At 43.1% G+C, this 23,027-nt stretch carries 26 protein-coding genes and 2 pseudogenes; 12 read left to right on the forward strand and 16 right to left on the reverse strand.

The annotated features are described in order from the left end of the window. Positions 1 to 655: 655 nt before the first annotated feature. Complete coding sequence (locus BTO28_RS10755) at positions 656 to 2,164, reverse strand: acetyl-CoA hydrolase/transferase family protein (RefSeq protein ID WP_408606665.1); 1,509 nt, start codon at positions 2,162 to 2,164, stop codon at positions 656 to 658. Positions 2,165 to 2,301: 137 nt separating this feature from the next. Continuing rightward, on the reverse strand, positions 2,302 to 2,952 hold the full coding sequence (locus BTO28_RS10760; RefSeq protein ID WP_076766102.1) for a LytTR family DNA-binding domain-containing protein: 651 nt from the start codon (positions 2,950 to 2,952) through the stop codon (positions 2,302 to 2,304). A gap of 63 nt (positions 2,953 to 3,015) precedes the next feature. Here BTO28_RS10760 and ybaK point away from each other — a divergent pair, with 63 nt between their 5' ends. The 3 genes and pseudogenes from ybaK to BTO28_RS10775 all read left to right on the forward strand — a co-directional run. After that, positions 3,016 to 3,495, forward strand: coding sequence for a Cys-tRNA(Pro) deacylase (gene ybaK, locus BTO28_RS10765; RefSeq protein WP_076766105.1), 480 nt, complete (start codon positions 3,016 to 3,018; stop codon positions 3,493 to 3,495). Positions 3,496 to 3,609: 114 nt separating this feature from the next. Beyond that, positions 3,610 to 3,900 carry a hypothetical protein gene (locus BTO28_RS10770; RefSeq protein WP_076766107.1) on the forward strand — a complete coding sequence of 97 codons (291 nt, stop codon included), beginning with the start codon at positions 3,610 to 3,612 and terminating at the stop codon, positions 3,898 to 3,900. A gap of 452 nt (positions 3,901 to 4,352) precedes the next feature. Then, positions 4,353 to 5,027, forward strand: a pseudogene (locus BTO28_RS10775) (hypothetical protein); the annotation flags it as partial. On the opposite strand, the gene BTO28_RS10780 reads toward BTO28_RS10775, so the two are convergent. Then, entirely contained in the window at positions 5,018 to 5,821 is an 804-nt protein-coding gene (locus BTO28_RS10780; RefSeq protein ID WP_158068815.1) for an alpha/beta hydrolase, read from the reverse strand. The pseudogene BTO28_RS10775 and the gene BTO28_RS10780 sit on opposite strands and share 10 nt — an antisense overlap. 103 nt (positions 5,822 to 5,924) lie before the next feature. Here BTO28_RS10780 and BTO28_RS17685 point away from each other — a divergent pair, with 103 nt between their 5' ends. Continuing rightward, positions 5,925 to 6,050 carry a hypothetical protein gene (locus BTO28_RS17685; protein ID WP_269843867.1) on the forward strand — a complete coding sequence of 42 codons (126 nt, stop codon included), beginning with the start codon at positions 5,925 to 5,927 and terminating at the stop codon, positions 6,048 to 6,050. A 45-nt stretch (positions 6,051 to 6,095) separates the two neighbouring features. On the opposite strand, the gene BTO28_RS17155 is transcribed toward BTO28_RS17685, so the two are convergent. After that, positions 6,096 to 6,266: a hypothetical protein gene (locus tag BTO28_RS17155; protein ID WP_158068816.1), complete on the reverse strand. Its 171-nt coding sequence runs from the start codon at positions 6,264 to 6,266 to the stop codon at positions 6,096 to 6,098. Continuing rightward, positions 6,266 to 7,420, reverse strand: coding sequence for a DUF418 domain-containing protein (locus BTO28_RS10785; protein WP_198936765.1), 1,155 nt, complete (start codon positions 7,418 to 7,420; stop codon positions 6,266 to 6,268). Before BTO28_RS10785 ends, BTO28_RS17155 begins: the two co-directional genes overlap by 1 nt. A gap of 184 nt (positions 7,421 to 7,604) precedes the next feature. Here BTO28_RS10785 and BTO28_RS10790 point away from each other — a divergent pair, with 184 nt between their 5' ends. Next, the gene (locus BTO28_RS10790; RefSeq protein WP_076766115.1) at positions 7,605 to 8,315 is read left to right on the forward strand and encodes a response regulator transcription factor; all 711 of its coding nucleotides are present in this window, start codon (positions 7,605 to 7,607) and stop codon (positions 8,313 to 8,315) included. Then, complete coding sequence (locus BTO28_RS10795; RefSeq protein WP_076766117.1) at positions 8,312 to 10,045, forward strand: sensor histidine kinase; 1,734 nt, start codon at positions 8,312 to 8,314, stop codon at positions 10,043 to 10,045. Before BTO28_RS10790 ends, BTO28_RS10795 begins: the two co-directional genes overlap by 4 nt. Before the next feature lie 58 nt (positions 10,046 to 10,103). Here BTO28_RS10795 and BTO28_RS17900 read toward each other — a convergent pair whose 3' ends face one another. From BTO28_RS17900 to BTO28_RS10820, 6 genes are all read right to left on the reverse strand, one after another. Then, complete coding sequence (locus BTO28_RS17900) at positions 10,104 to 10,214, reverse strand: IS3 family transposase (protein WP_408606666.1); 111 nt, start codon at positions 10,212 to 10,214, stop codon at positions 10,104 to 10,106. A 121-nt stretch (positions 10,215 to 10,335) separates the two neighbouring features. Further along, positions 10,336 to 11,529 carry an ABC transporter permease gene (locus tag BTO28_RS10800; RefSeq protein WP_076766119.1) on the reverse strand — a complete coding sequence of 398 codons (1,194 nt, stop codon included), beginning with the start codon at positions 11,527 to 11,529 and terminating at the stop codon, positions 10,336 to 10,338. Continuing rightward, positions 11,526 to 12,206 (reverse strand): ABC transporter ATP-binding protein, encoded by a 681-nt coding sequence (locus tag BTO28_RS10805; protein WP_076766121.1) that lies wholly within the window; start codon positions 12,204 to 12,206, stop codon positions 11,526 to 11,528. Before BTO28_RS10805 ends, BTO28_RS10800 begins: the two co-directional genes overlap by 4 nt. Further along, on the reverse strand, positions 12,203 to 13,324 hold the full coding sequence (locus BTO28_RS10810; protein WP_076766124.1) for an efflux RND transporter periplasmic adaptor subunit: 1,122 nt from the start codon (positions 13,322 to 13,324) through the stop codon (positions 12,203 to 12,205). The genes BTO28_RS10805 and BTO28_RS10810 overlap by 4 nt, the downstream gene beginning before the upstream one ends. Beyond that, positions 13,321 to 13,968 carry a Yip1 family protein gene (locus tag BTO28_RS10815; protein WP_076766126.1) on the reverse strand — a complete coding sequence of 216 codons (648 nt, stop codon included), beginning with the start codon at positions 13,966 to 13,968 and terminating at the stop codon, positions 13,321 to 13,323. The genes BTO28_RS10810 and BTO28_RS10815 overlap by 4 nt, the downstream gene beginning before the upstream one ends. 269 nt (positions 13,969 to 14,237) lie before the next feature. Then, positions 14,238 to 15,320 carry an AI-2E family transporter gene (locus tag BTO28_RS10820; RefSeq protein WP_076766128.1) on the reverse strand — a complete coding sequence of 361 codons (1,083 nt, stop codon included), beginning with the start codon at positions 15,318 to 15,320 and terminating at the stop codon, positions 14,238 to 14,240. Positions 15,321 to 15,665: 345 nt separating this feature from the next. Between BTO28_RS10820 and BTO28_RS10825 the strand changes: the two genes are divergently transcribed. Together BTO28_RS10825 and ilvA are read left to right on the forward strand one after the other, a co-directional pair. Then, a complete protein-coding gene (locus BTO28_RS10825) occupies positions 15,666 to 16,538 on the forward strand; it encodes an HAD family hydrolase (protein ID WP_076766130.1) in 873 nt (290 codons plus the stop codon). A 35-nt stretch (positions 16,539 to 16,573) separates the two neighbouring features. Further along, a complete protein-coding gene (gene ilvA / locus BTO28_RS10830; protein WP_076766132.1) occupies positions 16,574 to 17,827 on the forward strand; it encodes a threonine ammonia-lyase IlvA in 1,254 nt (417 codons plus the stop codon). 30 nt (positions 17,828 to 17,857) lie between these two features. Here the strand turns inward: ilvA and bshB2 are convergent, their stop codons facing one another. Both bshB2 and BTO28_RS10840 read right to left on the reverse strand, forming a co-directional pair. Beyond that, complete coding sequence (gene bshB2, locus BTO28_RS10835) at positions 17,858 to 18,568, reverse strand: bacillithiol biosynthesis deacetylase BshB2 (RefSeq protein ID WP_083711496.1); 711 nt, start codon at positions 18,566 to 18,568, stop codon at positions 17,858 to 17,860. Between the two features lie 18 nt (positions 18,569 to 18,586). After that, a complete protein-coding gene (locus tag BTO28_RS10840) occupies positions 18,587 to 18,934 on the reverse strand; it encodes a YojF family protein (protein ID WP_076766135.1) in 348 nt (115 codons plus the stop codon). A 123-nt stretch (positions 18,935 to 19,057) separates the two neighbouring features. On the opposite strand from BTO28_RS10840, the gene BTO28_RS10845 reads away from it, so the two are divergent. The 4 genes from BTO28_RS10845 (at position 19,058) to BTO28_RS10865 (ending at position 21,348) form a co-directional block, all read left to right on the forward strand. Then, positions 19,058 to 19,618: a nitroreductase family protein gene (locus BTO28_RS10845; RefSeq protein ID WP_076766137.1), complete on the forward strand. Its 561-nt coding sequence runs from the start codon at positions 19,058 to 19,060 to the stop codon at positions 19,616 to 19,618. A 174-nt stretch (positions 19,619 to 19,792) separates the two neighbouring features. Next, positions 19,793 to 20,476 (forward strand): uracil-DNA glycosylase, encoded by a 684-nt coding sequence (locus tag BTO28_RS10850; RefSeq protein WP_198936761.1) that lies wholly within the window; start codon positions 19,793 to 19,795, stop codon positions 20,474 to 20,476. Between the two features lie 227 nt (positions 20,477 to 20,703). After that, positions 20,704 to 20,964 carry a YwdI family protein gene (locus tag BTO28_RS10860; RefSeq protein ID WP_076766141.1) on the forward strand — a complete coding sequence of 87 codons (261 nt, stop codon included), beginning with the start codon at positions 20,704 to 20,706 and terminating at the stop codon, positions 20,962 to 20,964. A gap of 12 nt (positions 20,965 to 20,976) precedes the next feature. Next, the gene (locus BTO28_RS10865) at positions 20,977 to 21,348 is read left to right on the forward strand and encodes a DUF423 domain-containing protein (protein WP_076766142.1); all 372 of its coding nucleotides are present in this window, start codon (positions 20,977 to 20,979) and stop codon (positions 21,346 to 21,348) included. 42 nt (positions 21,349 to 21,390) lie between these two features. Here BTO28_RS10865 and gerQ read toward each other — a convergent pair whose 3' ends face one another. The 3 genes and pseudogenes from gerQ to hemQ all read right to left on the reverse strand — a co-directional run bounded on the left by gerQ (position 21,391) and on the right by hemQ (position 22,917). Beyond that, positions 21,391 to 21,741: a spore coat protein GerQ gene (gene gerQ, locus BTO28_RS10870; RefSeq protein WP_076766144.1), complete on the reverse strand. Its 351-nt coding sequence runs from the start codon at positions 21,739 to 21,741 to the stop codon at positions 21,391 to 21,393. A gap of 63 nt (positions 21,742 to 21,804) precedes the next feature. Continuing rightward, positions 21,805 to 21,957: pseudogene (locus tag BTO28_RS10875) on the reverse strand (cell wall hydrolase); the annotation flags it as partial. 213 nt (positions 21,958 to 22,170) lie between these two features. Beyond that, positions 22,171 to 22,917, reverse strand: a complete 747-nt coding sequence (hemQ, locus tag BTO28_RS10880) for a hydrogen peroxide-dependent heme synthase (protein ID WP_076766146.1) — start codon at positions 22,915 to 22,917, stop codon at positions 22,171 to 22,173. Positions 22,918 to 23,027: the final 110 nt, after the last annotated feature.

Below are 23,027 nucleotides of genomic sequence, written 5' to 3' on the forward strand. Positions count from 1 at the left end.
CCTCCAATTGTCAGATGGTGTCTAACAATTGGGGTGCAGTTCATGAATAGGCTTCGGGTTTTTTTGATTTCCGAAAAATGCAGAATGAATGTCAACTCGAACAGCGAATGAAAGTCGAAATGTATAAAGCTGGTGACCCCATACTGCGGGTTGATGATAAATACGGAGTTTTACACACGCGGTGATTCGCCAAAAGGAAAAACAAGCGAAAAAAATTGTCAGCCCGGTGCCCCGGTGAAGGAAATAGCGGAAATAATATATTTATTGCCGGAAAAAGTCGGGAGTAATGTGAAAAAAACGGCCTTCAGGGGCCGCTTTTTTCTGACAGTAATACAGAGAGAGTATGGAATGTATTTTAGTAATGTGAGCCGTTTAAACCGGCTTCTTGTTTACTATTTTAAATGTTTTTGAAAGTGCTTTCATTATAAACGTCACAAAATGCCATAAAAAAGACATTAAGCAGAAATTTTTTGATCTAAATAACAAAATCATTTAATGGAAAGAAAAAACAGCCGGGTAAGGGCTGTTTTTTCATAAACGTTTTTTAGTTAAAGTTTATTTATTAGTAACGCCGGACCGCTTTTTGCGATTTTTTGAGATCAGGGCTGGAATCGGTCATAGAGCAAAAGCGGCCGAACGGACGTTAAAAAGTTTATTAGCCGATGACAGCTTGCTCTTTTTCAAGCATCGTACCTGTTTCGGCAAGGCGTGTGTGCCAGGATAACGCTTTTTCTAAAATATGCGGTGTCTGACCACCGCGGGCTGATGCTTCTTCAAAATAATCGAGAAGCTGCTTTTTATACTTCGGATGCGCACATTTTTCGATAATAACAAGTGCACGTTCACGCGGTGCAAGGCCGCGCAAGTCCGCATATCCCTGTTCCGTAACAAGAACATCCACATCATGCTCCGTATGATCAACATGTGATGCGAATGGAACAATGCTTGAGATGGCACCGTTTTTCGCCGTTGATTTCGTGACGAAAATAGCAATCCGGCAATTGCGGGCAAAGTCTCCTGAACCGCCGATGCCGTTCATCATTTTTGTACCGGAGACGTGAGTAGAATTGATATTTCCGTATATGTCCGCTTCAAGTGCCGTGTTAATGGACAAGAGTCCAAGACGGCGTATGATCTCCGGATGATTGGAAATTTCTTGCGGACGCAGCACAAGCTTTTCTCTATATTTGTCCAAATTTGCATACACGTCTTGCATTTTTTCATCTGATAAAGTAATCGAGCATCCGGAAGCGAATCTGATTTTGCCATGATCAAATAAATCAAAAACAGCATCTTGCAAAACTTCCGAATAAATGTCGAGATTCTCAAATTCCGAATCAATCAACCCATGCAGCACCGCATTGGCAACTGTACCTATTCCAGATTGAAGGGGAGCCAGACTGTTCGTGAGACGTCCTGCCTGTACCTCTGATCGGAAAAAGTCGATAAGGTGATCTGCCATTTGTGCTGTTTCAGCATCCGGCGGCACAATCGTAGAAGGAGAATCAAGCGCTTCCGTTACGACAATGCCTTTAATTTTGGATAAATCTACGCTTATTCCCGGTATCCCGATCCGCTGCTCAACGGATGTAAGTGGAATTGGTCCACGCATACCTTGTTCTTCTGCACTGTAAATATCGTGCAGCCCTTCAAGCTCGCCAGGCTGCGCGAGGTTTAGCTCGATGATGACATTTTCTGCTTTCTCAATAAAGATAGATGAATTGCCGACGGATGTAGCCGGAATGATCAGTCCATCTTCTGTTATCGCGACTGCTTCAATGATCGCATAGTCGATCGATCCGAGTACCTGGCTCCGAATAAGTTCCGCTGTATGAGAAAGGTGCTGGTCGACAAAATAAAGTGCGCCATCATTAATTTTTTTTCGCATTGATGCGTCTGCCTGGAATGGGAGACGTTTATTTATGATTCCGGCTTCTGCCATCATTTTATCAAGGTCAAATCCGAGTGATGCCCCGGTGAAGATGTTCACTTTAAATGCTTCCGTTTTTGCCCGTTCAACGAGTGACATCGGGACCGCTTTTGCATCTCCTGCCCGTGTAAAACCACTTAGACCGAGTGTCATGCCATCTTGAATCCAGGAAGCTGCCTCATCGGCTGTTACAATGCGTGTTTGTAAATCCTTATTGCGAAGTCTTTCAATCATACGTTTATCCACGATCTACTTCCTCCCCGTTTCCTTTTGATAAGTGTAACAATCTATGAAAAGGCTTTCATTCGATTCTGCATAAAAAGCCGAAAAAAAGACGCGAAAGAGAATTTTCGCATCTTGAAGCAGATATATTAATAGTTAAGTGATTTTCGAAACGCACTTGTGTACGTCTGGGTGACGGGTATTTTTGTCCGATCTTTCATAATAAGCAAGAATGTTGAATGCGAATCAGGCTGTATCTCCTGAATATAATGAACATTGACGATATAAGAACGGTGGACGCGGATAAATGAATCTTCTGGCAGCATAAATTCGAGCTCCGTTAAATTTAATTTATGGAAGCCCACTCCGGAATGCGCCTGAACTTTCGTTTTGCGTCCTTCAGACTCGAGATAAATCACATCGTTGTATGGAATTGGATACCACCGGTCTTCTGCTTTAATCGTCAATACATTGCGTGAAATGGGTGACGGTTTGGCAGGATAAATGGTTGTAATAGCTCCGGTCACTTCGCTTTTATCAAAAATCGGTACAGACATTGCGAAATAAGGAATTCCGTACACGTCGCTGTCAATATAAGTCGAAACTTGATGTTTTTCCATTAAAGCCTGGTGTGTCACACTTCCTTCTTTAATCGGCTCGCCATTCCGAATATGCAGATCTACAAGCCGGCTTGGCTGATAATAGATAAATTTTTCATGGTCAGAGACAGCTACTGACGTATTGGAAGGGAAAAATTCTTTCATTACTTCCATCATCGCGGATACAGTCATTTGATCCATTTTATCACCCCATTTTAATGATTGTAGTACAATGATTTTAACATAAAAATGGAGTGAGTCATGATGGCGAAAGGGAAAACAAATGCGATGCGTCTGCTAGATGCAGCGGGCATTGCCTATAACATATATGAATACAATAGCAAAGATGGGAAAATAGATGGTGTTGCAGCGGCAGAGAAAATCGGCAAAGACGTGGAGATGGTGTATAAAACGCTCGTTACCCAAGGATCAGGTGGATTGTATGTATTCGTTATTCCCGTTGCGGAAGAACTTGATTTAAAAAAAGCAGCACAAACAGCGGGCGAGAAAAAAGTAGAGATGATTCCAGTGAAAGACATTCAAAAACATACAGGCTACATTCGCGGCGGCTGTTCACCTGTAGGAATGAAGAAGTTATTTCCAACTTTTATTGAAAAAAGTGCACATAATTTGGACAAGATGATTATCAGTGCCGGCAAGATCGGTATGCAAATCGAACTGGCGCCGGATGATCTGAAAAAAGCAGTAAACGCTTCCTTTTGTGAACTTGTGAACAAATCTTGAATGAAATGTTAACGAAATGTGTAAAGTGAATGGAATCCGCGTAAAGCCGTTCTTTTCTGCTTCGTTTTTTCGTATACTGTACTCATCAAAAGAAACAGGAGTTGACCCACTAACATGATGGTCGTTGAAAATCTTCTTGACGTGAAAAATTATTTCGCCGGTGAAGTAAAAGAAAATTTTGTAGTGCAATATGAAAAAATGGTAAAATCAAACGCTTTTTACGAAGCAGGCGGATTACACGAAACAGAAGAAGAAACAGCGGAATGCATTAAAGTCCTGCGCTCAACAGGTGAAGCTTCCTCAGTCACAAGAATTAGTGAATATCAAATCGGCGGCGAATATACAAGCGTTGACGATGTACTTGCCGTTATCAGGGAAGCACATAAAGATATTTTTAAATCATAAATAAACGAAAAAACCGGTTCTTGTACAAAGAACCGGTTTTTTGTATGAATGCGGTCTTAAGACTTAAATATATTCATAAGCAGCCTGCCCATTTCATATAGTAGACCGTGTGCATACAAAAAGGGGGTGAGCGAATGATTTATTTTACGTCGGGTCACACAGCTAGAGGGTTTGTGCAGATGGCGGAATCAAATGTAGAGGATGTGCGGTTATTTATTTTGCTGCGGGGCGGCGGGGAATGCGCGCAGATGGAGTGTTTGAAAGAAGTCGAGCGGCGCCTTCAGTCAGCTGGTGAGGAATTTGATTCCGTTCGCAGTCCATGGAATGCGCTGCAGCCTGAAGGGCTGATTGTCGGTGATAAAGCCATTTGGTGCGGAAGCCTGGCTCCAAGTCTCCCGAGTGCTGCAACGGCCCGTCATGCCGCGATACGGCCGGATATGCTTTCAGCACCGCCTGCAGGGAAAACGGCTCACATTGCGTATGATTGTTTTAGGGAGGCATTGATCATTCATGATGAATGGGAATCTATTTACATTAATCGATTTAATAAAAACAAAGCAGATCTTCTTGCAGCGCAATGGATCAAGAAACTATTCCCTGGTAAATCAACTGAACAATCACGAACCGTCCATCGTTTTTTAGGCGCAGCCACACCGTCAGGATCGGTCGACTACATTCCTGAGCTGACAGAAGGCTTAACAAAAAGATATTTGATTAAAGGAAGAGCCGGAACAGGTAAATCGACATTCATGAAAAAGATTGCAGCTGCTGCGGAACAAAATGGATATTCGGCTGAAATATATCATTGCGGATTTGATCCGGCGAGCATCGATATGGTGATCGTTCGTGAACTTGGCTTTGCACTGTTTGACAGCACTAAACCGCATGAATATTTCCCAAGAAATAACACGGTTGATGAAATCATTGATATGTATGAATTACTTGTTGAACCGGGGACGGATGAACTGTTTTCTAAAGAAATTGCTGCCCTGTCTTCAAGGTATTCTGAACTGATGGAAGAAGGGACCGCGCACTTGCTTGAAGCGCACAAAGAAAAAGAAGCGGCTCGAACCGCTTCGTCCACCGCTGCTTCAAGAACGGCTGAAATGATCTGTAATTATTTATAGGAAAAAAAGGCGCCGATCTTTTCATCGACAATCGGTGTTTCATGCAGACCGCTATGATCAATTGTTCTGTCATCGATAATATCAACACTGTATTGTTTTTCAGGAATGATTGCTTTTAAACTGAGTGCACTTTCTATTGGTGTAACCTGGTCGCCGGTTCCAGCAATATTCAGTACGTTTGTTTCGGCGGGAAATCGAGAGTGTCCTGTAGCGATCTTGGAGAGAGCTGGGGATCCTGGCATTAAGTCGTAAACGGCAGGGCCGGTATTCTGTGTGAACCACCGGCCGCCGGCGACGCCATCAAATGGGCTGCCGATTGTGACGAGTTTATCTGTTGCCGGGTGCCGCGCTGGATCATACAGCTCCTGCAAAAATTTCACTGTCACAATGCCCCCCATAGAATGGCTGACTATATTAATGCGTTCAATTCCATATTCATTTTTAAGCACCTGCATAACGGATGAGAGGGCGTGTGATGTATCGTCAAATGAAGCACGGTTATTTTCGAATAATACTTGAATAAAAGCCGGTTTTCCTGGAAGGGGGGTTCCTTCATGGACGAGCAGGCGGCCCGTTCTTGTCACGTTCATCGTCAAAGCCTTTGCCCCCCAGCCGCGCTCTTCAAAACGAGCAATCATCGAACTAAACGAGCGGGCCGTTCCTTTAAAGCCATGCACAAACACAACGGGTTCATTATATTGATTTTCAGATACAGCGTGATCGCTTTTCGAAAGCATCAAAAAACTCATATAAATAAGGGCAGCAGCCGATAAAAATAAGCTGATATTGCGCATGACTTGTCTTCCTCTCCGGCAATAAGTAATACCTTTCATTATACGTAATTGCATTAATAATATACATATTGTTTTATAATGGGGAGAAAGGCAGGGGATTCATGTGAATGAACTAGTTGGGCAGTGCATGAAGTGCGGCAAAAAAGTATATTGCCTGGACGGCTTTTTAAATGGAGTGAAGGACGGCGGGAAATTACTTTGTTTTGATTGTGCGGATGAGGAAAAATAAGAGCCTGCAATGAAGCAGCGCTCTTATTTCTAATTTTAGGAATGTTCATTTCTTTTTCGTTCGGTTCCATTGGGGTGCAATAAAAATTCCGGATAAGACGAGGAGCGTTCCAGCATTTCGTATCCATTCTTCTGATCCTGTGAAATGATGACTGAAAAATGTTATGCATACACCGGCAAGCGCAAATGCGACGCTTATGAAAAGTCGTCCTGTCATCATAATCCTTCGACCCGGTCAAACGACTCCGGCTCCTTCATTCGAATTTGTCCGTTCCATGACCAGTTCGTCCACATACGCAGGACTTGCTCGATTGGTCCCCGTCTGAATCGTTTCATATACCAACTGCTGCACATGCATTGCAATAGAAAGATAACGATCCCGAATACAATTGCGTTGAGTACACCTAACTGTCCGAATAGACCCAACCCGTAACCATAAAACACAAACGTACAGATGACGGTTTGCATTAAATAATTCGTCAGGGACATCTTGCCGACTTGCACAAAAGAAGTGGTGATTTTCGATGCAGGGAGCCAAGTATATAATAAAGAGAAGGCAAATATATAGCCGACGGAAAGAAGGCTCGCACCGATAATTCCTGATACACCAGTCCAGTCCGTTTCAGGCATCAATACCGCAGCGCTTTTTAGCAAAAGGCCAAGCGGCACGAGCAGCACGCCTTTTTGATACATCCTTTTTTCTTTGTCCGGTTGAGTAAATAAACCTGATTTTGCTGCATACATGCCATATAAAAAAAGCGATGCGGTAACAAACGGCGACAGTAAAAGCAGGATAAGATAAACGTAGTCCGGCATAATCAACGGATCTTCGTTGTTTCGCTGTTCCATAATTTCCGTATACGTGCCATTTGCATAAATCGTTTTTGTCGCTTCGACGTAATTTGACATCTTTTCTTTTTCGGCGGGGGTTTCTTCCACTACACCATACCCGAGTGCAAAGGAAAGCACGAGCAAGATTGTGCCCCAGATAAGCAGCGCCTTTTTAGATCGTTTTAAGAATAAAAGAAGAAAAAACCCCATCACTCCGTAAAAGGAAAGAATATCCCCTTCCCATAAAAGGAAAGAATGCAGCAAGCCAAGTATGAGTAATAAAAGAAATCGACGGGCGAAATGACGCCGTGCCTTTACACCGTTTCTTTTTAAACTCTCCATCATTTTCACCATTGAATAGCCGAATAAAAACGTAAAAATCGGCATAGCACTTCCTTCAATGGCGACTTTGACAAATTTATACGCCATTAAATCAACACCAGACAGTGAATAAATATGGATTTCATCTTTTCCCCATATGCCGTATTGAAAAATGAGCAGGTTCGCAAGTAATATACCTAACAGGCTGAATCCCCTCATTCCATCAATCAGCTGTATCCGTTTTATTTCCACCTTGTTACCTCCATTTATTGTTACTAGTATTTTACAAGAATTTCTTTTCAGCAAAACAACCTGCCGTTTACCGATTCATAAATTGTTCCAGTATTGTTCAATTTTTGGTAATGTTCGTGTGCTATCATGAAAGTAAGCGAGGTGTATATAAATGGAAGAACAATCAATTTTAATTGTGGACGATGAAAAAGCAATTGTGAAAATGGTCGAAATGGTACTTCGTAAAGAAGGATTTCAATATATTTATACAGCGCATACAGCGAAAGCAGCAATGGAGGTCGTGGAGAATCGCCCGATTGATTTAATTATTTTGGATGTTATGCTGCCGGACGGAAACGGTTTCGATTTATGTCCAAAAATCCGTGCGGTGTCAGAAGCATACATTTTATTTGTTACTGCAAAAGTGTCCGACCTTGATGTGTTGACAGGATTCGCGACCGGCGGAGATGATTACGTGACAAAGCCGTTTAATCCGCTCGAAATTGCGGCCCGTATTAAAGCGTACTTTCGCCGTCATGCTTCAGGTGGGACAAATGAGACAGTAAAAAAACAAACAAGATATGATTTTGGCCGGTTTGTTGTCGATGAAGAGCAGGGGCAGCTGTTTGTAGCAGGACAGCCTGTTCCGTGTCCGACACAAGTGTACTTGCTGCTGCTTTATTTATGCAAGCATCCAAATAAAGTTTTTTCAAAGCAGGAATTGCTCGAAGCGGTGTGGGGGTTTACAGATTACGTAGATGACAACACCGTATCTGTCCATATTCGCCGCATCAGGGAGCGGATTGAAGAAGACCCGGGACAGCCGGCTTTTTTGCAGACTGTACGGGGCCTTGGGTATAAATTAGTTGAGGTAAAAAGATGAACCCGCTTAGAAGAAGACTTATTTTCCATTTTTCAATTCAGTTTATTTTAATGGCTGCAGCCATGATTCTCGTTTTAGGTGCTTTATTGTTTTTCCTTCTCCAGCGTATAGCGAATGAAGAGACGAAACTGAACCCGCCGGTAGGTGTACTCCAAATGATCTCACTTGAAACGGCGATAGAAGAAGGCGAGGCAAAGCTTGGGCAAAAATGGAATGACGTGCTGGAGAAACGGGGTTTTTGGGTGCAAATTATTGATGAATCCGGAGACGTCATGAAATCAGTTAATACACCGGAATCATTGCCGAATCAGTATTCAGTTCGTGAGCTTTTACATATAGAAAAGGAACGGAAATATGGGAAATTCACGGTCTTATCTGAAATGGAGACCATGTATGATGATCCTTACCTATATTTGCTTGGTTATGAGGACAAGGAAGCGGCCATGCTTGAAGCCCTTTTTCGACAGTACAGCAAGAATGGTTTGATGGAAATGAAATCAGAAGTTGAGGAGAAACTGAAATCAATCGATGGATCTCTTCTTATTATTGACCGGCAAGGGGAGATTATTCTGTCTGCTGGGGCTTCTGTAAATAGAAAAAGGTATAAACCGCTCGAATTGGCGAAAAAAACAATACAACCGGGGACTTTTTCTACCGCAACATCTATTTATCAAGATCCAGATTCGGATTATACATGGATCCTCGAAACACCGAAAGAAAAAGAGAAAGATCAGCGAATGTCATTACTTGAAGAAGTAATCCTTGGTTTCGGGTTAATTGGTGTAGTTGTGCTTGTGCTGACGCTTGCCATTGCGTTTTGGAACGGATATCGCTATGGATACCCGTTGTTTATTTTTACCGGGTGGCTTGATCGGATGGAACATGGACGCTATCAGGATATGATGACGGATAAAGAGCGGAAAAAGATCTTTACAAAAAAAGGGAAAGTGAAAATGCGTTATAAACTATATAAAGAAGTAATCGACGCGTTTTATTCAATGGTGGAAAAAATGAATGCGTCAGTGAAAGAGCGCGCTCAGCTGGAACAGACACGGGAAGAATGGATGACGGGCATTTCGCATGACTTGAGAACACCTCTTTCGACAATTCAAGGATACGGACATATGCTTGAAAGCGGGCATTACAGCTGGACCTCGGAGGAGCTTGAGGAAGTGGGGGCGGTCATTCGGGAAAAAGGAGACTACATGCTGCATTTAATTGAAGATTTTTCTCTTTCATTCCGATTAAAAAATAATGAACTCGTTCTGACGAAAGACGTGGTCAATCCGGATGAATTACTGGAAGGAATCGTATCAAAATTTGAACAAGACAGAACTCTAAACCAGTATTGTTTTCATTTTGACCAATCCAATGAGCAATTGCTTATTGAAGCGGATATTAAATGGTTTGAGCGGATGATCGATAATTTAGTCTTTAACGCGGTTAAGCACAACCCATCCGGCACGAAAATTACGGTGCGTGTCCGGCGGTCCATTTCCCATGTTCATGTGATGATTGAAGATAATGGTGTCGGCATGAATGAAGAAACTGTTAACCAATTATTTGACCGTTACTACCGTGGTACGAATACAGAGGAACGGACAGAAGGAGCAGGACTCGGGATGAGCACCGCCAAAAATATCGCGGAGCTGCACGACGGCACCGTATGCGTTCAATCCGCGCTTGGTGAAGGCACGATTGTGACCGTAACGCTTCCAATCTGTGAATAAAGAAAAAGGCTGCCTCGTTTCAATTGAACCCAAAAAAGAGTTAGACACTTTTACTCAGTTAGGCAGTACTCAGACTCAGGGTATGAGAGCGGTATTCAACCGGGGTCATGCCCTTTAGTTTTGCCTTAATTCGTATAAGAGAATGGAAACTTTCTTTTTTCCGGTTGATACTTTAACAAGGCTTGTATTTTTTCTTCATTTTTAAATTTGGCATAGAAAAACAGCACCTCCAGTTGTCTAACCACTAGAGGTGCTGTTCAGTTTGGACAGCCATTCATTTATTCTTTCGTTTATTCGTGGCGCAGCGACTGTATCGGATCAAGGCGCGCAGCTTTATTTGCTGGCAGCATGCCGAAAATGATGCCAATCACCATTGAAAACAAGAGCGCGCCAAGCACGACTTGCCATGAAATGAGAGACGGCCATCCGGCGAAAAAAGAGACAGCCGATGCGCCGGCTGCGCCGAGTAAAATACCAAGAATGCCGCCTATCGAGGTGAGCGTGAGTGCTTCGATTAAAAACTGAGTTAAAATTTGCTTTTTTGTAGCACCGAGTGCTTTTCGAATGCCGATTTCACGTGTCCGTTCGGTTACGGAGACGAGCATAATATTCATCACCCCGATGCCGCCGACTAACAGCGAAATGCCTGCGACGGAGCCGATAATAGTCGTCATAATGGTGGTGACTTGCCCGACACCTTCTGCAATTTCTTCCATGTTCATCACTTGATAGGAATCTTCCGTATCATGGAGCGAGTTTAACAGTTCGGTCGCTGCATTTCCGACATCCTGCAAACTGTCTGCATCGGATGCCTGTACACTAACAGATGTATAGTCAATCGACCCGAAGCCCGCCCGGTACGTATTAGACGGGATGTACACGTCCATTGTACCGAATGCGAAAAGCCCTGTTGGTTTGGCCGCGACACCGACAATTTCGATAGGCTGGCCGTTTACCCATATAATTTCACCAAGTGCCTGCTCATCTGCAAACAATTCTTTATTCAGTTCATCACTGATAATGCCGACCCGGCTGCCGGAAAGAAAATCCGTCTCATTGAAAATGCGTCCTTTATCGACGGCTAAACGGTTTACGTCTAAATACGCTTCATTTATGCCATACACCGTCGTTTCACGCTCTTCTTCCTTAAATCGGGTCGTCATCATCGTCATTGTGGAGGCAACAACATTTTTTACATCCGGCAGTTTTTGCAGTTCAGCAATGTCCTGTTCAGTAAAAAATGCCTGTTCATAGATATTTGGATTCGACTTCAATTCTTCTTCAGACGGCTCATAATATACGTCGATTGTATTCCCTGGACCTGTAAGCTGGGACTTCAGCATTTGCTCGCCGCCCTGGCCGATAGCCACAACTGTAATTACCGCTGCGACGCCGATAATAATACCGAGCATCGTTAAAATGGACCGCAATTTATGGGCCATGACAGATGAGAGTGCCATACGAATATTTTCCTGCAGACTCATTGTTTATTCACCTCATCCGGTACAATCAATCCGTCCCTTACGGTCACGGTTCTAGCTGCATATTCCGCGATCTCCGCTTCATGCGTAATGACGATAATTGTCGCGCCGTCTGCGTGAAGTTTCGTTAATTCTTCCATAATTGATATGCTTGTTTTCGTATCAAGTGCGCCAGTCGGCTCATCCGCTAAAATAAGTCCGGGATTGTTGACGATTGAGCGCGCGATCGCAACCCGCTGCTTTTGACCGCCGGATAGCTCATTCGGCAAATGATGCATCCGGTCGCGCAGCCCGACTTTATCAAGAGCGGAGGCCGCACGCTCTTTTCGTTCTTTTTTGGATACACCAGCATACACCATTGGCAGCTCCACATTTTCAAGTGCATTTAACCGGGATAGCAACTGAAATTGCTGAAACACAAAACCGATTTCTGCATTCCGTACATGGGCAAGTGCATCATCTGTATACGTTGATATTTCCTGTTCATTCAGGAAATAGGAACCGGATGATGGTTTATCAAGACAGCCAATAATATTCATCAGCGTCGATTTTCCTGAACCGGACGGTCCCATAATTGCTACAAATTCACCTTTATTGATTGTTAAATTAATATTTTTTAAAATGGGGACCGTTTCTTTTCCGAGTGTATAACTTTTTTCGATGTTTACAAGATCAATCATTTTACCTTCACATCCATCCCATCGATGAGATCTTCAGGCGGATTGATAATGACTTTGTCTTTCCCTTTAATCCCGCTTGTTATTTCAATGAGCTTATTCGTTTTTTGACCCGTTTTCACGGTCTTTTTAACAGCTTTCCCGTTTTCGGCAACAAATACATATTCCTCTTTTTCATCTTGACGAACTGCTTCCGCCGGAACTGCATATGCTGTTTTTTTGCTTGTCTCGATCTCCATTAACAATTTAAATCCTGGTTTTATATCAGAGATGCTGCTGTCTGCAATCGTGATTTCAACAGGGTATTGATTTGCTGTATCTCCGGCTGGATCCGCTTGCTTCTGCGGCAGCAGGTCCACTTTTGTTACTCTGCCTGTCCATTCTTTATCTGGTATAACATCAGATGTAATCGTGACAGGCTGTCCCTTTTTCACATTAAGCGCATCGTATTCCGATAGAACACCTTCACCAGTGAAGGACGTTGTATTGCCGATATGAACAAGCGGCTCCTGTATATCTGCTGTGTTCACATCTGCTTCTTTATTTACGTTTAATACCGTTCCATTTATTTCGCTTTCTACCGATAAGCCGGCTTTCTTTTTCCGGACGGTCTCCCGCTCAAGATCACTTCGTTTTCGTTCAATTTTCGCGGTGTCCAATTCAAGATTCAGCTGGTTCCGTTCCGCTGCTACCTGTTCTTTTGCTGCTTGTTTGCCGATCTCTTTTTCCAATTCATCCTGTTTGTCGCTTAGCTGGTTCAGCTGCTTGTTAATCGATTCAATTTGTAAGTTGCTTGATTGTCTCGTAAGGTCGCTTTGCTGTTCTTCGAGAGAGAGAGTTTCATTTTTATAGGTGACAAGGGGCGTCCCGATCTTTACTGTATCGCCTTCTTTCACGTGTATCGTATCGACATCGCCTTTTTCCATATCGTAGTAAATGGACTGTTCATTGGCGAGTGCTAGTGTGCCGGGAATCATAACTGTTGTTCGTAACTCCTGTTCTTTTAATGTTGTTACGCTGACAACAGCTTCATTCTGGCCTTTAGCGCGGTAAATACTGGTCCCAATCAGCAGTACTGCAACAAGAATGGCAACGGGGATGATGATTTTCTTTTTCCTCACGATACCGTCCCGCCTAAATAACCAAATATAAGCATTAAAATAAAGAAAATAATGGTGATAATCGTTGCTGAACGTTTTGATAAAGAACCGACAATATGTAAACCGTAACCGGTTAAAACAGTCGCCCAGATAGTGAAAATTTCGATTGTATTCAGCAGACCGCCAACTTTTCCTTCCACACCGATCAAACCATTGATGCTTGTGACATTTGGGTCTGTACCGGCCAGCAAAGCGATGCCGTTGTTAAGGATTTGCCCAATGAATGTAATAAACATAATGAAAATTGTAAAACTGATCATATGTTTATATGTCGTTTGCCCGCCGGCAATTTTCACGACAACGTATGTTATGCCAGCAGCTATTAAAAGAATAATGGGAAATGAAATGAGGCCGACCACACTGTTTGTTAGTAATGTTGTAGTTCGAGCTTCTTCATAGCTCATGCCAAAATCGTTGACCATCATATTTAATGTTTGCGGAAGAAGGGACATTAATACGAATGCGGACACAGATAAAATAAGTGTGATAAAAAGTGGACCCCAAATGACAGGGCGGGATTTCATTCGTTCAAACTGCACCCCTGGATTCGCTATAAGACCGAAAATAGAAGGCTTTGGAACGCTGTTTTGTTCTGTTGTAGTCATTGTCAATCTCCTTTTTGTAAATAAATTTGTATGTATAGTACTGAAAACAACAAATTGAATAAACAATACGTTTTCGGTAGAATCGCCGCCCTCCCTTTTTGCTATTTCTAATTAATAGTATAACAGGAACTTTTCGTAACAGATACCAGTTCATTACCAATATATTAACATTTCACTTTTTGTTCAAGAAATGGTAAAGAAAAACAACATAAAATGAGAATTTTCACAAAGAAAAAGCCTCACCGGTATTTCCGGAGAGACCTAAATATTTAATCGACTTCTTTCGCCGCAGCGTTGCGTATTTCCGTGCGTTTTTGATACAGGTTTGACAAGATTGTTTTAATCACAGCATAGGTCGGGATCGCGAGAATGATTCCCCAAATTCCCGCAATGTTGCCGGCTGCTAAGATTACCGTAATAACTGTCAGCGGATGAATATGGAGTGCCTTGCCCATGACGTTCGGTGAAATAAAATTACTTTCAATTTGCTGGGCGATGAGCATGATAATGGCTACGTAAAGGGCCATTTGCGGTTCTTGAAGAAGTGCAATGAGAATGGCTGGCACGACCGCGATATATGGTCCAAGAAACGGAATGACATTCGTGACCATTCCGAACAGCGCAAGTAACAACGCATAATCAAGACGGATAATTAAATATCCGATCAAGAGCATAACTCCGACGAGGAAGCTTACTAGCAGCTGTCCTTGTATGTACGAACGGAGTGTCACGTCGAGGTCATGAAGTGTTTTTTTAACCCACGTTTTTCTTTCTCCGGAGAAGAAACCGGACACAAACGGTACAAATTTCTCATGATCTTTTAGCATATATACGAGGAAAAATGGCACGAGAATGATTAAAAACAGCCCTTGTATGAGGCCTTGAATAAAACCAATAAGCCAAGTGCCAAAGCCCATTACAAACTCGTTCAGCCTTCCTGTTGCGTTTTCAAGGGATTCAACTGCAACCGGTGGAAGACGGTCCTTTTGATTCAGTACATAATCCAGCGCTTTTTCACTTTCTTTGACCATTTGTGGAGTGTTGTGAATGAGTGACGATACCTGACTATTAACGACAGGGCCAATAATGGCATAAATGAGCCAGAAAACGAGCCCGAGTATGATCAACACGGTCGTCAGTGATGCCCAGCGCGGCAATTTTTTTGATTCGAGCGACTTCATAAGCGGACGGGTTAAATAAAATAAAACACCGCCTAGAAGCAAAGGCAGGAAAATGGTTTTCGCGACAATGACAAGAGGATTAAATACTTCGCGGATTTCCTGGAACATAAAAATAATAAGCATTGTGAGTAATATGCCGATTCCAGTCTGGAACCAGAGTTTGTTTGTCACAGTGACACACCCTTTCTGTTGCATAACATATCATGTTAACCCGATTATACGAAAAAAAGTTTAGAGAGTTACGCTTTATTAAAATAATTATGTGCATAAACTTCGTCATTTGGTCAACTAAGAGCCCATTGATAAATGAAACATTCAGCAGGTACAGTTGTATAAATTTTTAGCCCAACGTTTCATCTATTCCCGAAAATCTATTTAAATTATCCATTTATAAAAACCGATTTATGGTTCCGCTTACAACTCTTGGTGCTTATAGAACAACGCTTTTTTCCGTATTCCGAAGTATTTTCATGTTAAAATAAGAAGGGATTAAATATAAACGAGAAGGTGAAAAGAATGATTACAAGCATCGCAACGGATATGGACGGCACGTTACTGAACGGGGAAATGGAAGTGAGCGAAGCAAATCGTAAAGCGATTAAAAAAGCGCAGGAACTAGGTGTGGAAGTGATTGTCGCCACAGGTCGTTCTTACGCTGAAGCACGTTTTGCATTAGAAGGCACCGGGATTGAGTGCCCGATTATTGCGGTAAACGGTGCGGAAGTGCGCGATGCGGCGGGAAAAGTCATTCAATTCACGGCACTTGAAGACGACCTTGCTTATGATCTTTATCGCCGTTTAAAGGATGTCGGCGTATACTTTGAAGTTTACACAAATGAGGGTACATATACGGATAATCCGGAGAAAGCGGTTGAACTTTTAATTGACATCATTTTGTCAGCACATCCTGAGACAAACATTGACGATATTCGTGAGCGGGCTAAATTGCGGATGGATCAAGGTCTTGTGAAGCAGGTGGACGATTATGAAGAAATTATACGGGACACGGATCAGCACATTTATAAATTTTTTGTGTTTTCAACCGATTATGATTTATTGCAAAAAGCGGCAGACCGTCTGGATGGGATAGAGGGTGTTGCTATCAGCTCCTCTGGAAGTGAAAACCTGGAAGTGACGAATGATCAGGCGCAAAAAGGGATCGCACTTGAAGCTTTTTTGTCGTCAAAAGGCCTTTCAATGAAGGATGCCCTTGCGGTTGGAGACAACTACAATGATTTGTCGATGCTTGAGCGTGTCGGCTATTCATATGCGATGGGCAATGCCGATGAAAATATAAAAAAAGTATGCCGATTTGAAACAGCCATTAACAATGACAGCGGCGTAGCAAAAGCGATTGAAGATGCACTGGAACGAAGTGTGGTCAAATGATACAATTATTCTTAAAATTCGAATAAAGAAGGAGAATGACCTTGTCGAAAGTATCAATTGAAGAAATTGTAGTGGCGAATCAAGTGCTAAAAGATGTAGTCGTAAAAACGCCGCTGCAAAAAAATGAACTATTATCCGCACGTTATGGCTGTAATGTGTATTTAAAGCGGGAAGATTTGCAGATTGTCCGCTCCTTTAAACTCCGGGGCGCTTATAATTTTATCCGAAGCTTAACGGAAGAAGAGCGGGCAAAAGGAGTTGTTTGTGCAAGTGCCGGCAACCACGCGCAAGGTGTGGCGTATTCATGCTATGCGCTCGGGATTGAAGGAAAAATCTTTATGCCGTCGACAACGCCGCGCCAAAAAGTATCCCAGGTAAAACGGTTCGGCGGCGACAAAGTCTCCGTTGTGTTGACAGGGGATACATTTGACGATTCTTATACAGCGGCAATGGAATATTGCACAGAAGAAGAAAAAATGTTTGTTCATCCTTTCGACGACTACCGGACAATTGCCGGACAGGGCACAGTCGGCGTGGAAATTTTGAACGATATGCAGGCGCCAATTGATTACATGTTCTGTTCAATCGGAGGCGGAGGATTAGCTGCCGGTGTCGGTTCTTATATAAAAGGAATAAGCCCGAATACAAAGTTGATTGGCGTGGAGCCAGAAGGTGCAGCCGGCATGAAAGCTTCTTTAAATAAAGGGAAAGTCACACGCCTTGGTACAATAGATCCATTCGTTGACGGCGCCGCGGTGAAACAGGTCGGCGATTTAACAATGGAGATTTGTATGGACGTTTTGGATGGTATTTCTATCATTCCAGAAGGCAAAGTGTGCACAACGATTTTACAGCTTTATAATGAAAATGCAATTGTTGCGGAACCAGCCGGCGCATTATCCGTTGCGGCACTTGACTTTTACAAGGATGAAATTAAAGGGAAAAACGTCGTATGTGTCGTCAGCGGAGGGAATAACGACATCGAACGCATGCAGGAAATAAAAGAACGATCACTGATTTACGAAGGGCTTAAGCATTACTTCATCGTGACTTTCCCGCAGCGGGCAGGGGCACTCCGGAAATTTATGGATCAAGTACTTGGCGAGCAAGATGATATTACACGTTTTGAGTATACGAAGCGTACTAACCGGGATGAAGGTCCGGTACTTGTCGGAATTGAACTGAAATATAAAGAAGATTACGAGCCGCTTGTGAAACGAATGAAAGAAAATGGCTTCCCCTACATGGAAATCAACAATGATCCATTATTATTTAATTTATTAATATAAAGTAAAAAAGCAGGCAAAGGGCCTGCTTTTTTATTTGATCTCGCTCACTTTATCATTTTCATCAAACGTATATGTCCAGAAGTGCTCATAATTAAAACGGTCGTGCAGTTCACTGCCTTCTTGTGCTACACCGGACTCAAGATCTTTCAGCATCCAGATTGTTTGTGAAATGTGGGCCTTCATTGCATCCATTTTTTGATCATATACGTGGCGGATATCATAATGGATATCTGCTGGCCCGATTTCTTCAAGTGTATTATTCGCAAATGCTACACAATGAAGCTTCGGACGTTTGTTTTCTTCAATAGCCCGAACGGCACGAACTACGGCACGTGCTGTCGCTTCATGGTCTGGGTGAACGGAATAGCCTGGATAAAAGGTGATGATTAATGATGGGTCAAGTTCATGAATTAAATCAGTCACAAGATCCATCATTTTTTGATCATCCTCAAATTCTAGAGTTTTATCGCGCAGCCCCATCATACGCAAATCCTGAATACCAATCGCTTCTGCAGCTTTTTTTAATTCAGCTTTGCGAATGTCCGGAAGAGATTCACGTGTTGCAAAGGGGGGATTTCCAAGATTGCGTCCCATTTCACCTAGCGTCAAGCATGCATATGTAACCGGTGTTTCGCGCCCTGTATGAATAGCGATTGTCCCTGATACACCGAATGCTTCATCATCCGGATGAGGGAAAATAACGAGAACGTGCCGCTCTTGTTCGACTTCCATCGTTTTCATCTTCTTCAGCCCTTTCGTTTATTTAAACGGCGTTTTGCCTATTTGCAAAGCAACAGCCAGTTTCCCGTCAAAGTCATGGCCTGCCATCAGCAAGTGCCCATCTTCATCAAAACCATAATGCGTTAATCCTTCTGCATACACCCAGCCAATTTCGAGCTTTAAACCAACCCGATATGGTCCGTCTCCGACAATTTTTCCGTGTTCATAGATAAGTTTTGCGTTACGGATATAGGCACCTGCAGAGAAAAACTTTTCGTTAAAGTGAGAAGCGTATGCGCCGTTCGTCGTTTCAAGGTGAAGATAAATTTCCTCGCCGGCAAACCGGTCAATGAGTTCCTGCACTTTATCCGGTAAAATCGGTTCCATGCCGTCCAGCCTCCAGTCAAAATCAGTTATTTGTTCATTGTACTAAAAATTATTCCCAATAGCGAAAATCTAGCTTTTTTCGTATGATGGTAGTGGAAAACTATTTGAATAGGGGTGTGGAGGATGAGTCAATCAATACAGGCAATTATTGCGGAACGCCGCTCGATTAAAAAATTTAATGGACGATCCGTTTCACAGTCAGACATAGTGGAGATTTTGGATGTGGCGTCATGGGCGCCGAATCACGGAAACCGTGAGCCGTGGCGTTTTATTGTTGCGGCCGAGAATGGACTTGATGCAATCCGGAATACGATGAAAGAATGCACCATTCCAAATTGGGGACAGCTTCCAGAAGAAGAAATTGAAAAGAAGACAGCAGGATTTAAACTGCCTGGCGCGTTTGTGTTTGTCGTCGTTCCGGAGGATGTGCGTCAAAAGGAAAGACTTGAAGATTTTTCTGCGGCAAGTGCACTCATTCAAAATGCACAGCTGCTCGCCTGGGGAAAAGGGATTGGAACATGCTGGAAAACGCCAGCGTGGATGGAGTTGCCAAAATTTAGACAGGCACTTGATGTAAAACCGGGCGAGCGCATTTTAGCTATGCTTCAATTCGGATATTATGATGAATTGCCAAAAGCGAAAGCGCGCACACCCATTGAACAGAAAATTACGTATTTCGGATAAACAGACGGCCTCCGGGCCGTTTTTTCTTATCCTAAACACGACACCCTAAAGCGGATGAGCATATTGATGGTTGAAAAGCAGTTTAATTGTCGATCATACTCTAACATCTTCTCTTATTCACATTGTTTTTAAACAATTGTTGATTCCTTTATAATGAATAGAGAGGTGAACCGTATGACGAATCAAATTTTACAAAATGATTGGGGACCGCTGCTTCAAAATGAATTTGAGGCTCCATATTACAAAAAGCTCCAGTCATTTTTACAAGAAGAATATAAAAGCAATACGATATATCCGCAGATGAACGACATATTCAATGCACTTCATTATACGCCATATGAAAAGGTGAAAGTAATCATTTTAGGGCAAGACCCGTACCATGGACCGGGACAGGCTCACGGTCTTAGTTTCTCCGTTCAGCCTGGTGTGGCGGTTCCGCCGTCTTTAAGAAATATATACAAAGAATTGCATACGGATCTCGGTTGTATGGTGCCAACCCACGGTTATTTAAAACAGTGGGCGGATGAAGGGGTGCTTTTATTAAACACGGTTCTGACCGTCCGCGCTGGACAAGCTCATTCACATCGCGCCAAAGGGTGGGAGACATTTACAGACCGGGTGATTACTCTTATCAACGAACGGGAAAAACCTGCTGTATTTATACTCTGGGGCCGTCCTGCCCAAAGCAAGAAGTCTTTGATCGACGAAAGCAGACATTTTGTGATTCAATCTCCGCATCCAAGTCCGCTGTCTGCGTCGAGAGGCTTCTTTGGAAGCGGTCCGTTTTCTAAGACAAATAAACTTCTTGCTGAGATGGGCGAGAAACCAATTAATTGGTGTATGAACGAGTTATCGTAAGAGTTTCACGTGAAACATGTCGATTTTTGCTACAATAAAGGAGAGAAGAGATTGTCTACTGAACCAAATTGTATGAAGTGCCAGCATTTTTTCGTGACGTGGGAACCTGCATCGCCAAGAGGATGCGGGGCGTACGGTTTCAAAACGAAACAGATGCCATCCATTGTGGTCCGGCGATCATCGGGACATCCATGCTACAAATTTTCTCCGAAAGCAGGTGAGAAGAAATGAATGTATCACATGAAAAAGTTCTCTTGAAAATGGAGCAGGAAATGAACGCAGCGAGAAATGCTGCGTCATCGGATTTTGAGCGGCATGTGTATGCGATTAAATCGATGTGTGAATTGTTGATCGGGTCGGAAGATTATGTGTCTCCTCCTGTTCAAGAATTATCGGGGATGACGCAAATGCCCCAGTCTTCTATTCGGCAGACAGAGCGGATAGTGGCAGATGATGGGTCAAATGGAGATTCTATTTTTGATTTTTAAAGGAGAATAAAAATGAAATTATTCATGATTTTAGGTGCTATCAACGCCTTTTTAGCTGTTGCGCTCGGTGCATTTGGCGCACATGGACTGGAAGGAAAAGTCGAACCAAAGTATTTAGAAATCTGGAAAACAGCGGTACAGTATCAAATGTTTCATGCGATCGGACTAATGATTGTCGGATTTTTAATGGGGCAGTTTCCGGGAAGTTCGCTCCTCAATTGGTCCGGCTGGCTTATGCTTGCTGGAATCATTTTATTCTCGGGCAGTTTGTTTGTACTGGCGGTAACAGCAATCAGTAAACTTGGCGCTATTACACCGCTTGGAGGACTTGCCTTTTTGGCTGCCTGGGTGTTAGTAATTGCGGCGGCAGTAAAAAATATGTAAATGAAAAGGTGAACCCGGCTAACGGGGTCACCTTTTGTGTTTTTACCTTGTATGGAACGGATATTCGTACGCAATTTCGCCGTCAAATGTGGCGTAATCCAAATAAAGAAGAGGGATTAAGTACCGTCGTCCAGTAGATGGTTCGCTTAAAATTAAATGGTCGCGTCCAGCAGCTTCAATACGTCCTCGGAATACTTTTGCATTCCATTCTTTATTGTTTTCGAATGTTGTGTAAACAGTCACCATTTTTCCGCGGTTCAGCCGGAAAATATTTTCGATGTAGGACTCTTCGACGACAGGCTGGCCCGGAGGCGCTCCTGGGCCTGGTACTAGTCCGGGACTAGGTGCGGGTACTTGCTGAACAGGCATCGCCATGTAACCGTAAGGATTCATCTTCATTATTCCCCCTTATTCAATATACACGCAGACAATCGGACGGAAGCGGTCTGTAAAAGTAGTGGCATCAAAACCGCCGGGTGGCTGAAAAACCATATCTTGAATGGATCGTATTTGATTGATAACCAGACAGTCAGCGCAAGTACGGTTGACACCTGCTTTACCGACCATCAGCATCCCGAGCGGTTCGTCATCTTCTGCTTCTGCCCGCATAATCCGTACAAGAAGCGTAGTTCATCTTGGCTATAACAACAGCTGCCCAACTTCACCTCCCTATGTAATGTATGCAGAAGGATCGTGACGTGTGACCTGCTATTGAGGACGCTATTTCACGCCGGTCATTAATTTTCTGCGCTGTCATTCAGCAGAGGCAATACATCATCAAAAAACCGTGCCCTTATAAGGACACGGTTACCGCAAAACGATTTAATTAACGTGCATCATTTGTGCGAATTTTTCGTCTGTCAATAAATTTCCAACGAAGAATGAACCAAATTCGCCATAGCGTGCGCTTACTTCATCAAAACGCATTTCGTAAATTAATTTTTTAAATTGCAGTACGTCATCGGCGTAAAGCGTGACGCCCCATTCGTAGTCGTCGAAACCGACTGACCCAGTAATGATCTGCTTCACAAGGCCTGCGTACTGGCGGCCGATCATGCCGTGGCTGCGCATCAAATTTCCGCGCTCTTTCATCGGAAGCATGTACCAGTTGTCTTCACCTTGACGCCGCTTGTCCATTGGATAGAAGCAAACGTACTGTGTCTTTGGAAGTTCCGGATACAAACGCGCACGAATTTGCGGGTTTTGATACGGATCTTCGTCAGAAGAAAGGTAGTTGCTAAGCTCGACAACCGAAACGTATGAATAGGCTGGAATCGTATATTCAGCGATTTTTAGCTTGTTAAATTCATTTTCAATCACATTCAATTCTTCCATTGTCGGGCGCAAAATCATTAGCATAAAATCAGCTTTTTGGCCAACAACACTGTAAAACGAATGGCTTCCAGTTTTCTGTTCATGCGCAGAATCTAATTTTTCTAGAAATTTTCGAAACTCGCTGATAGCGCCTTCGCGTTCATCACTTGACAGCATTTTCCATGTTGTCCAATCAATTGTCCGGAAATCATGCAGGCAATACCAGCCTTCAAGTGTTTTTGCTGCTTCACTCATGATCTTCACTCCTATGTAATTAGTCTCAACATCACTATACCACAAAGTAAATCTTCATTCACCGGAAGGGTTTCTTGCCATAATGAGCGGCTTCATGGAGCCAATTTAAC

The organism is Domibacillus epiphyticus, from assembly GCF_001975785.1.
In the GTDB taxonomy this organism is placed as follows: Bacteria; Bacillota; Bacilli; order Bacillales; family Domibacillaceae; genus Domibacillus; species Domibacillus epiphyticus.

Excerpts from the sequence above, each read along its gene's own strand:
- BTO28_RS10755 (WP_408606665.1), bottom strand. The coding sequence starts at position 2,164 with ATGATTGAAAGACTTCGCAATAAGGATTTACAAACACGCATTGTAACA.
- BTO28_RS10760 (WP_076766102.1), bottom strand. The coding sequence starts at position 2,952 with ATGGATCAAATGACTGTATCCGCGATGATGGAAGTAATGAAAGAATTT.
- ybaK (WP_076766105.1), top strand. The coding sequence starts at position 3,016 with ATGGCGAAAGGGAAAACAAATGCGATGCGTCTGCTAGATGCAGCGGGC.
- BTO28_RS10770 (WP_076766107.1), top strand. The coding sequence starts at position 3,610 with ATGATGGTCGTTGAAAATCTTCTTGACGTGAAAAATTATTTCGCCGGT.
- BTO28_RS10780 (WP_158068815.1), bottom strand. The coding sequence starts at position 5,821 with ATGCGCAATATCAGCTTATTTTTATCGGCTGCTGCCCTTATTTATATG.
- BTO28_RS17155 (WP_158068816.1), bottom strand. The coding sequence starts at position 6,266 with ATGACAGGACGACTTTTCATAAGCGTCGCATTTGCGCTTGCCGGTGTA.
- BTO28_RS10785 (WP_198936765.1), bottom strand. The coding sequence starts at position 7,420 with ATGAGGGGATTCAGCCTGTTAGGTATATTACTTGCGAACCTGCTCATT.
- BTO28_RS10790 (WP_076766115.1), top strand. The coding sequence starts at position 7,605 with ATGGAAGAACAATCAATTTTAATTGTGGACGATGAAAAAGCAATTGTG.
- BTO28_RS10795 (WP_076766117.1), top strand. The coding sequence starts at position 8,312 with ATGAACCCGCTTAGAAGAAGACTTATTTTCCATTTTTCAATTCAGTTT.
- BTO28_RS10800 (WP_076766119.1), bottom strand. The coding sequence starts at position 11,529 with ATGAGTCTGCAGGAAAATATTCGTATGGCACTCTCATCTGTCATGGCC.
- BTO28_RS10805 (WP_076766121.1), bottom strand. The coding sequence starts at position 12,206 with ATGATTGATCTTGTAAACATCGAAAAAAGTTATACACTCGGAAAAGAA.
- BTO28_RS10815 (WP_076766126.1), bottom strand. The coding sequence starts at position 13,968 with ATGACTACAACAGAACAAAACAGCGTTCCAAAGCCTTCTATTTTCGGT.
- BTO28_RS10825 (WP_076766130.1), top strand. The coding sequence starts at position 15,666 with ATGATTACAAGCATCGCAACGGATATGGACGGCACGTTACTGAACGGG.
- ilvA (WP_076766132.1), top strand. The coding sequence starts at position 16,574 with ATGACCTTGTCGAAAGTATCAATTGAAGAAATTGTAGTGGCGAATCAA.
- bshB2 (WP_083711496.1), bottom strand. The coding sequence starts at position 18,568 with ATGAAAACGATGGAAGTCGAACAAGAGCGGCACGTTCTCGTTATTTTC.
- BTO28_RS10840 (WP_076766135.1), bottom strand. The coding sequence starts at position 18,934 with ATGGAACCGATTTTACCGGATAAAGTGCAGGAACTCATTGACCGGTTT.
- BTO28_RS10845 (WP_076766137.1), top strand. The coding sequence starts at position 19,058 with ATGAGTCAATCAATACAGGCAATTATTGCGGAACGCCGCTCGATTAAA.
- BTO28_RS10850 (WP_198936761.1), top strand. The coding sequence starts at position 19,793 with ATGACGAATCAAATTTTACAAAATGATTGGGGACCGCTGCTTCAAAAT.
- BTO28_RS10860 (WP_076766141.1), top strand. The coding sequence starts at position 20,704 with ATGAATGTATCACATGAAAAAGTTCTCTTGAAAATGGAGCAGGAAATG.
- BTO28_RS10865 (WP_076766142.1), top strand. The coding sequence starts at position 20,977 with ATGAAATTATTCATGATTTTAGGTGCTATCAACGCCTTTTTAGCTGTT.
- gerQ (WP_076766144.1), bottom strand. The coding sequence starts at position 21,741 with ATGAATCCTTACGGTTACATGGCGATGCCTGTTCAGCAAGTACCCGCA.
- hemQ (WP_076766146.1), bottom strand. The coding sequence starts at position 22,917 with ATGAGTGAAGCAGCAAAAACACTTGAAGGCTGGTATTGCCTGCATGAT.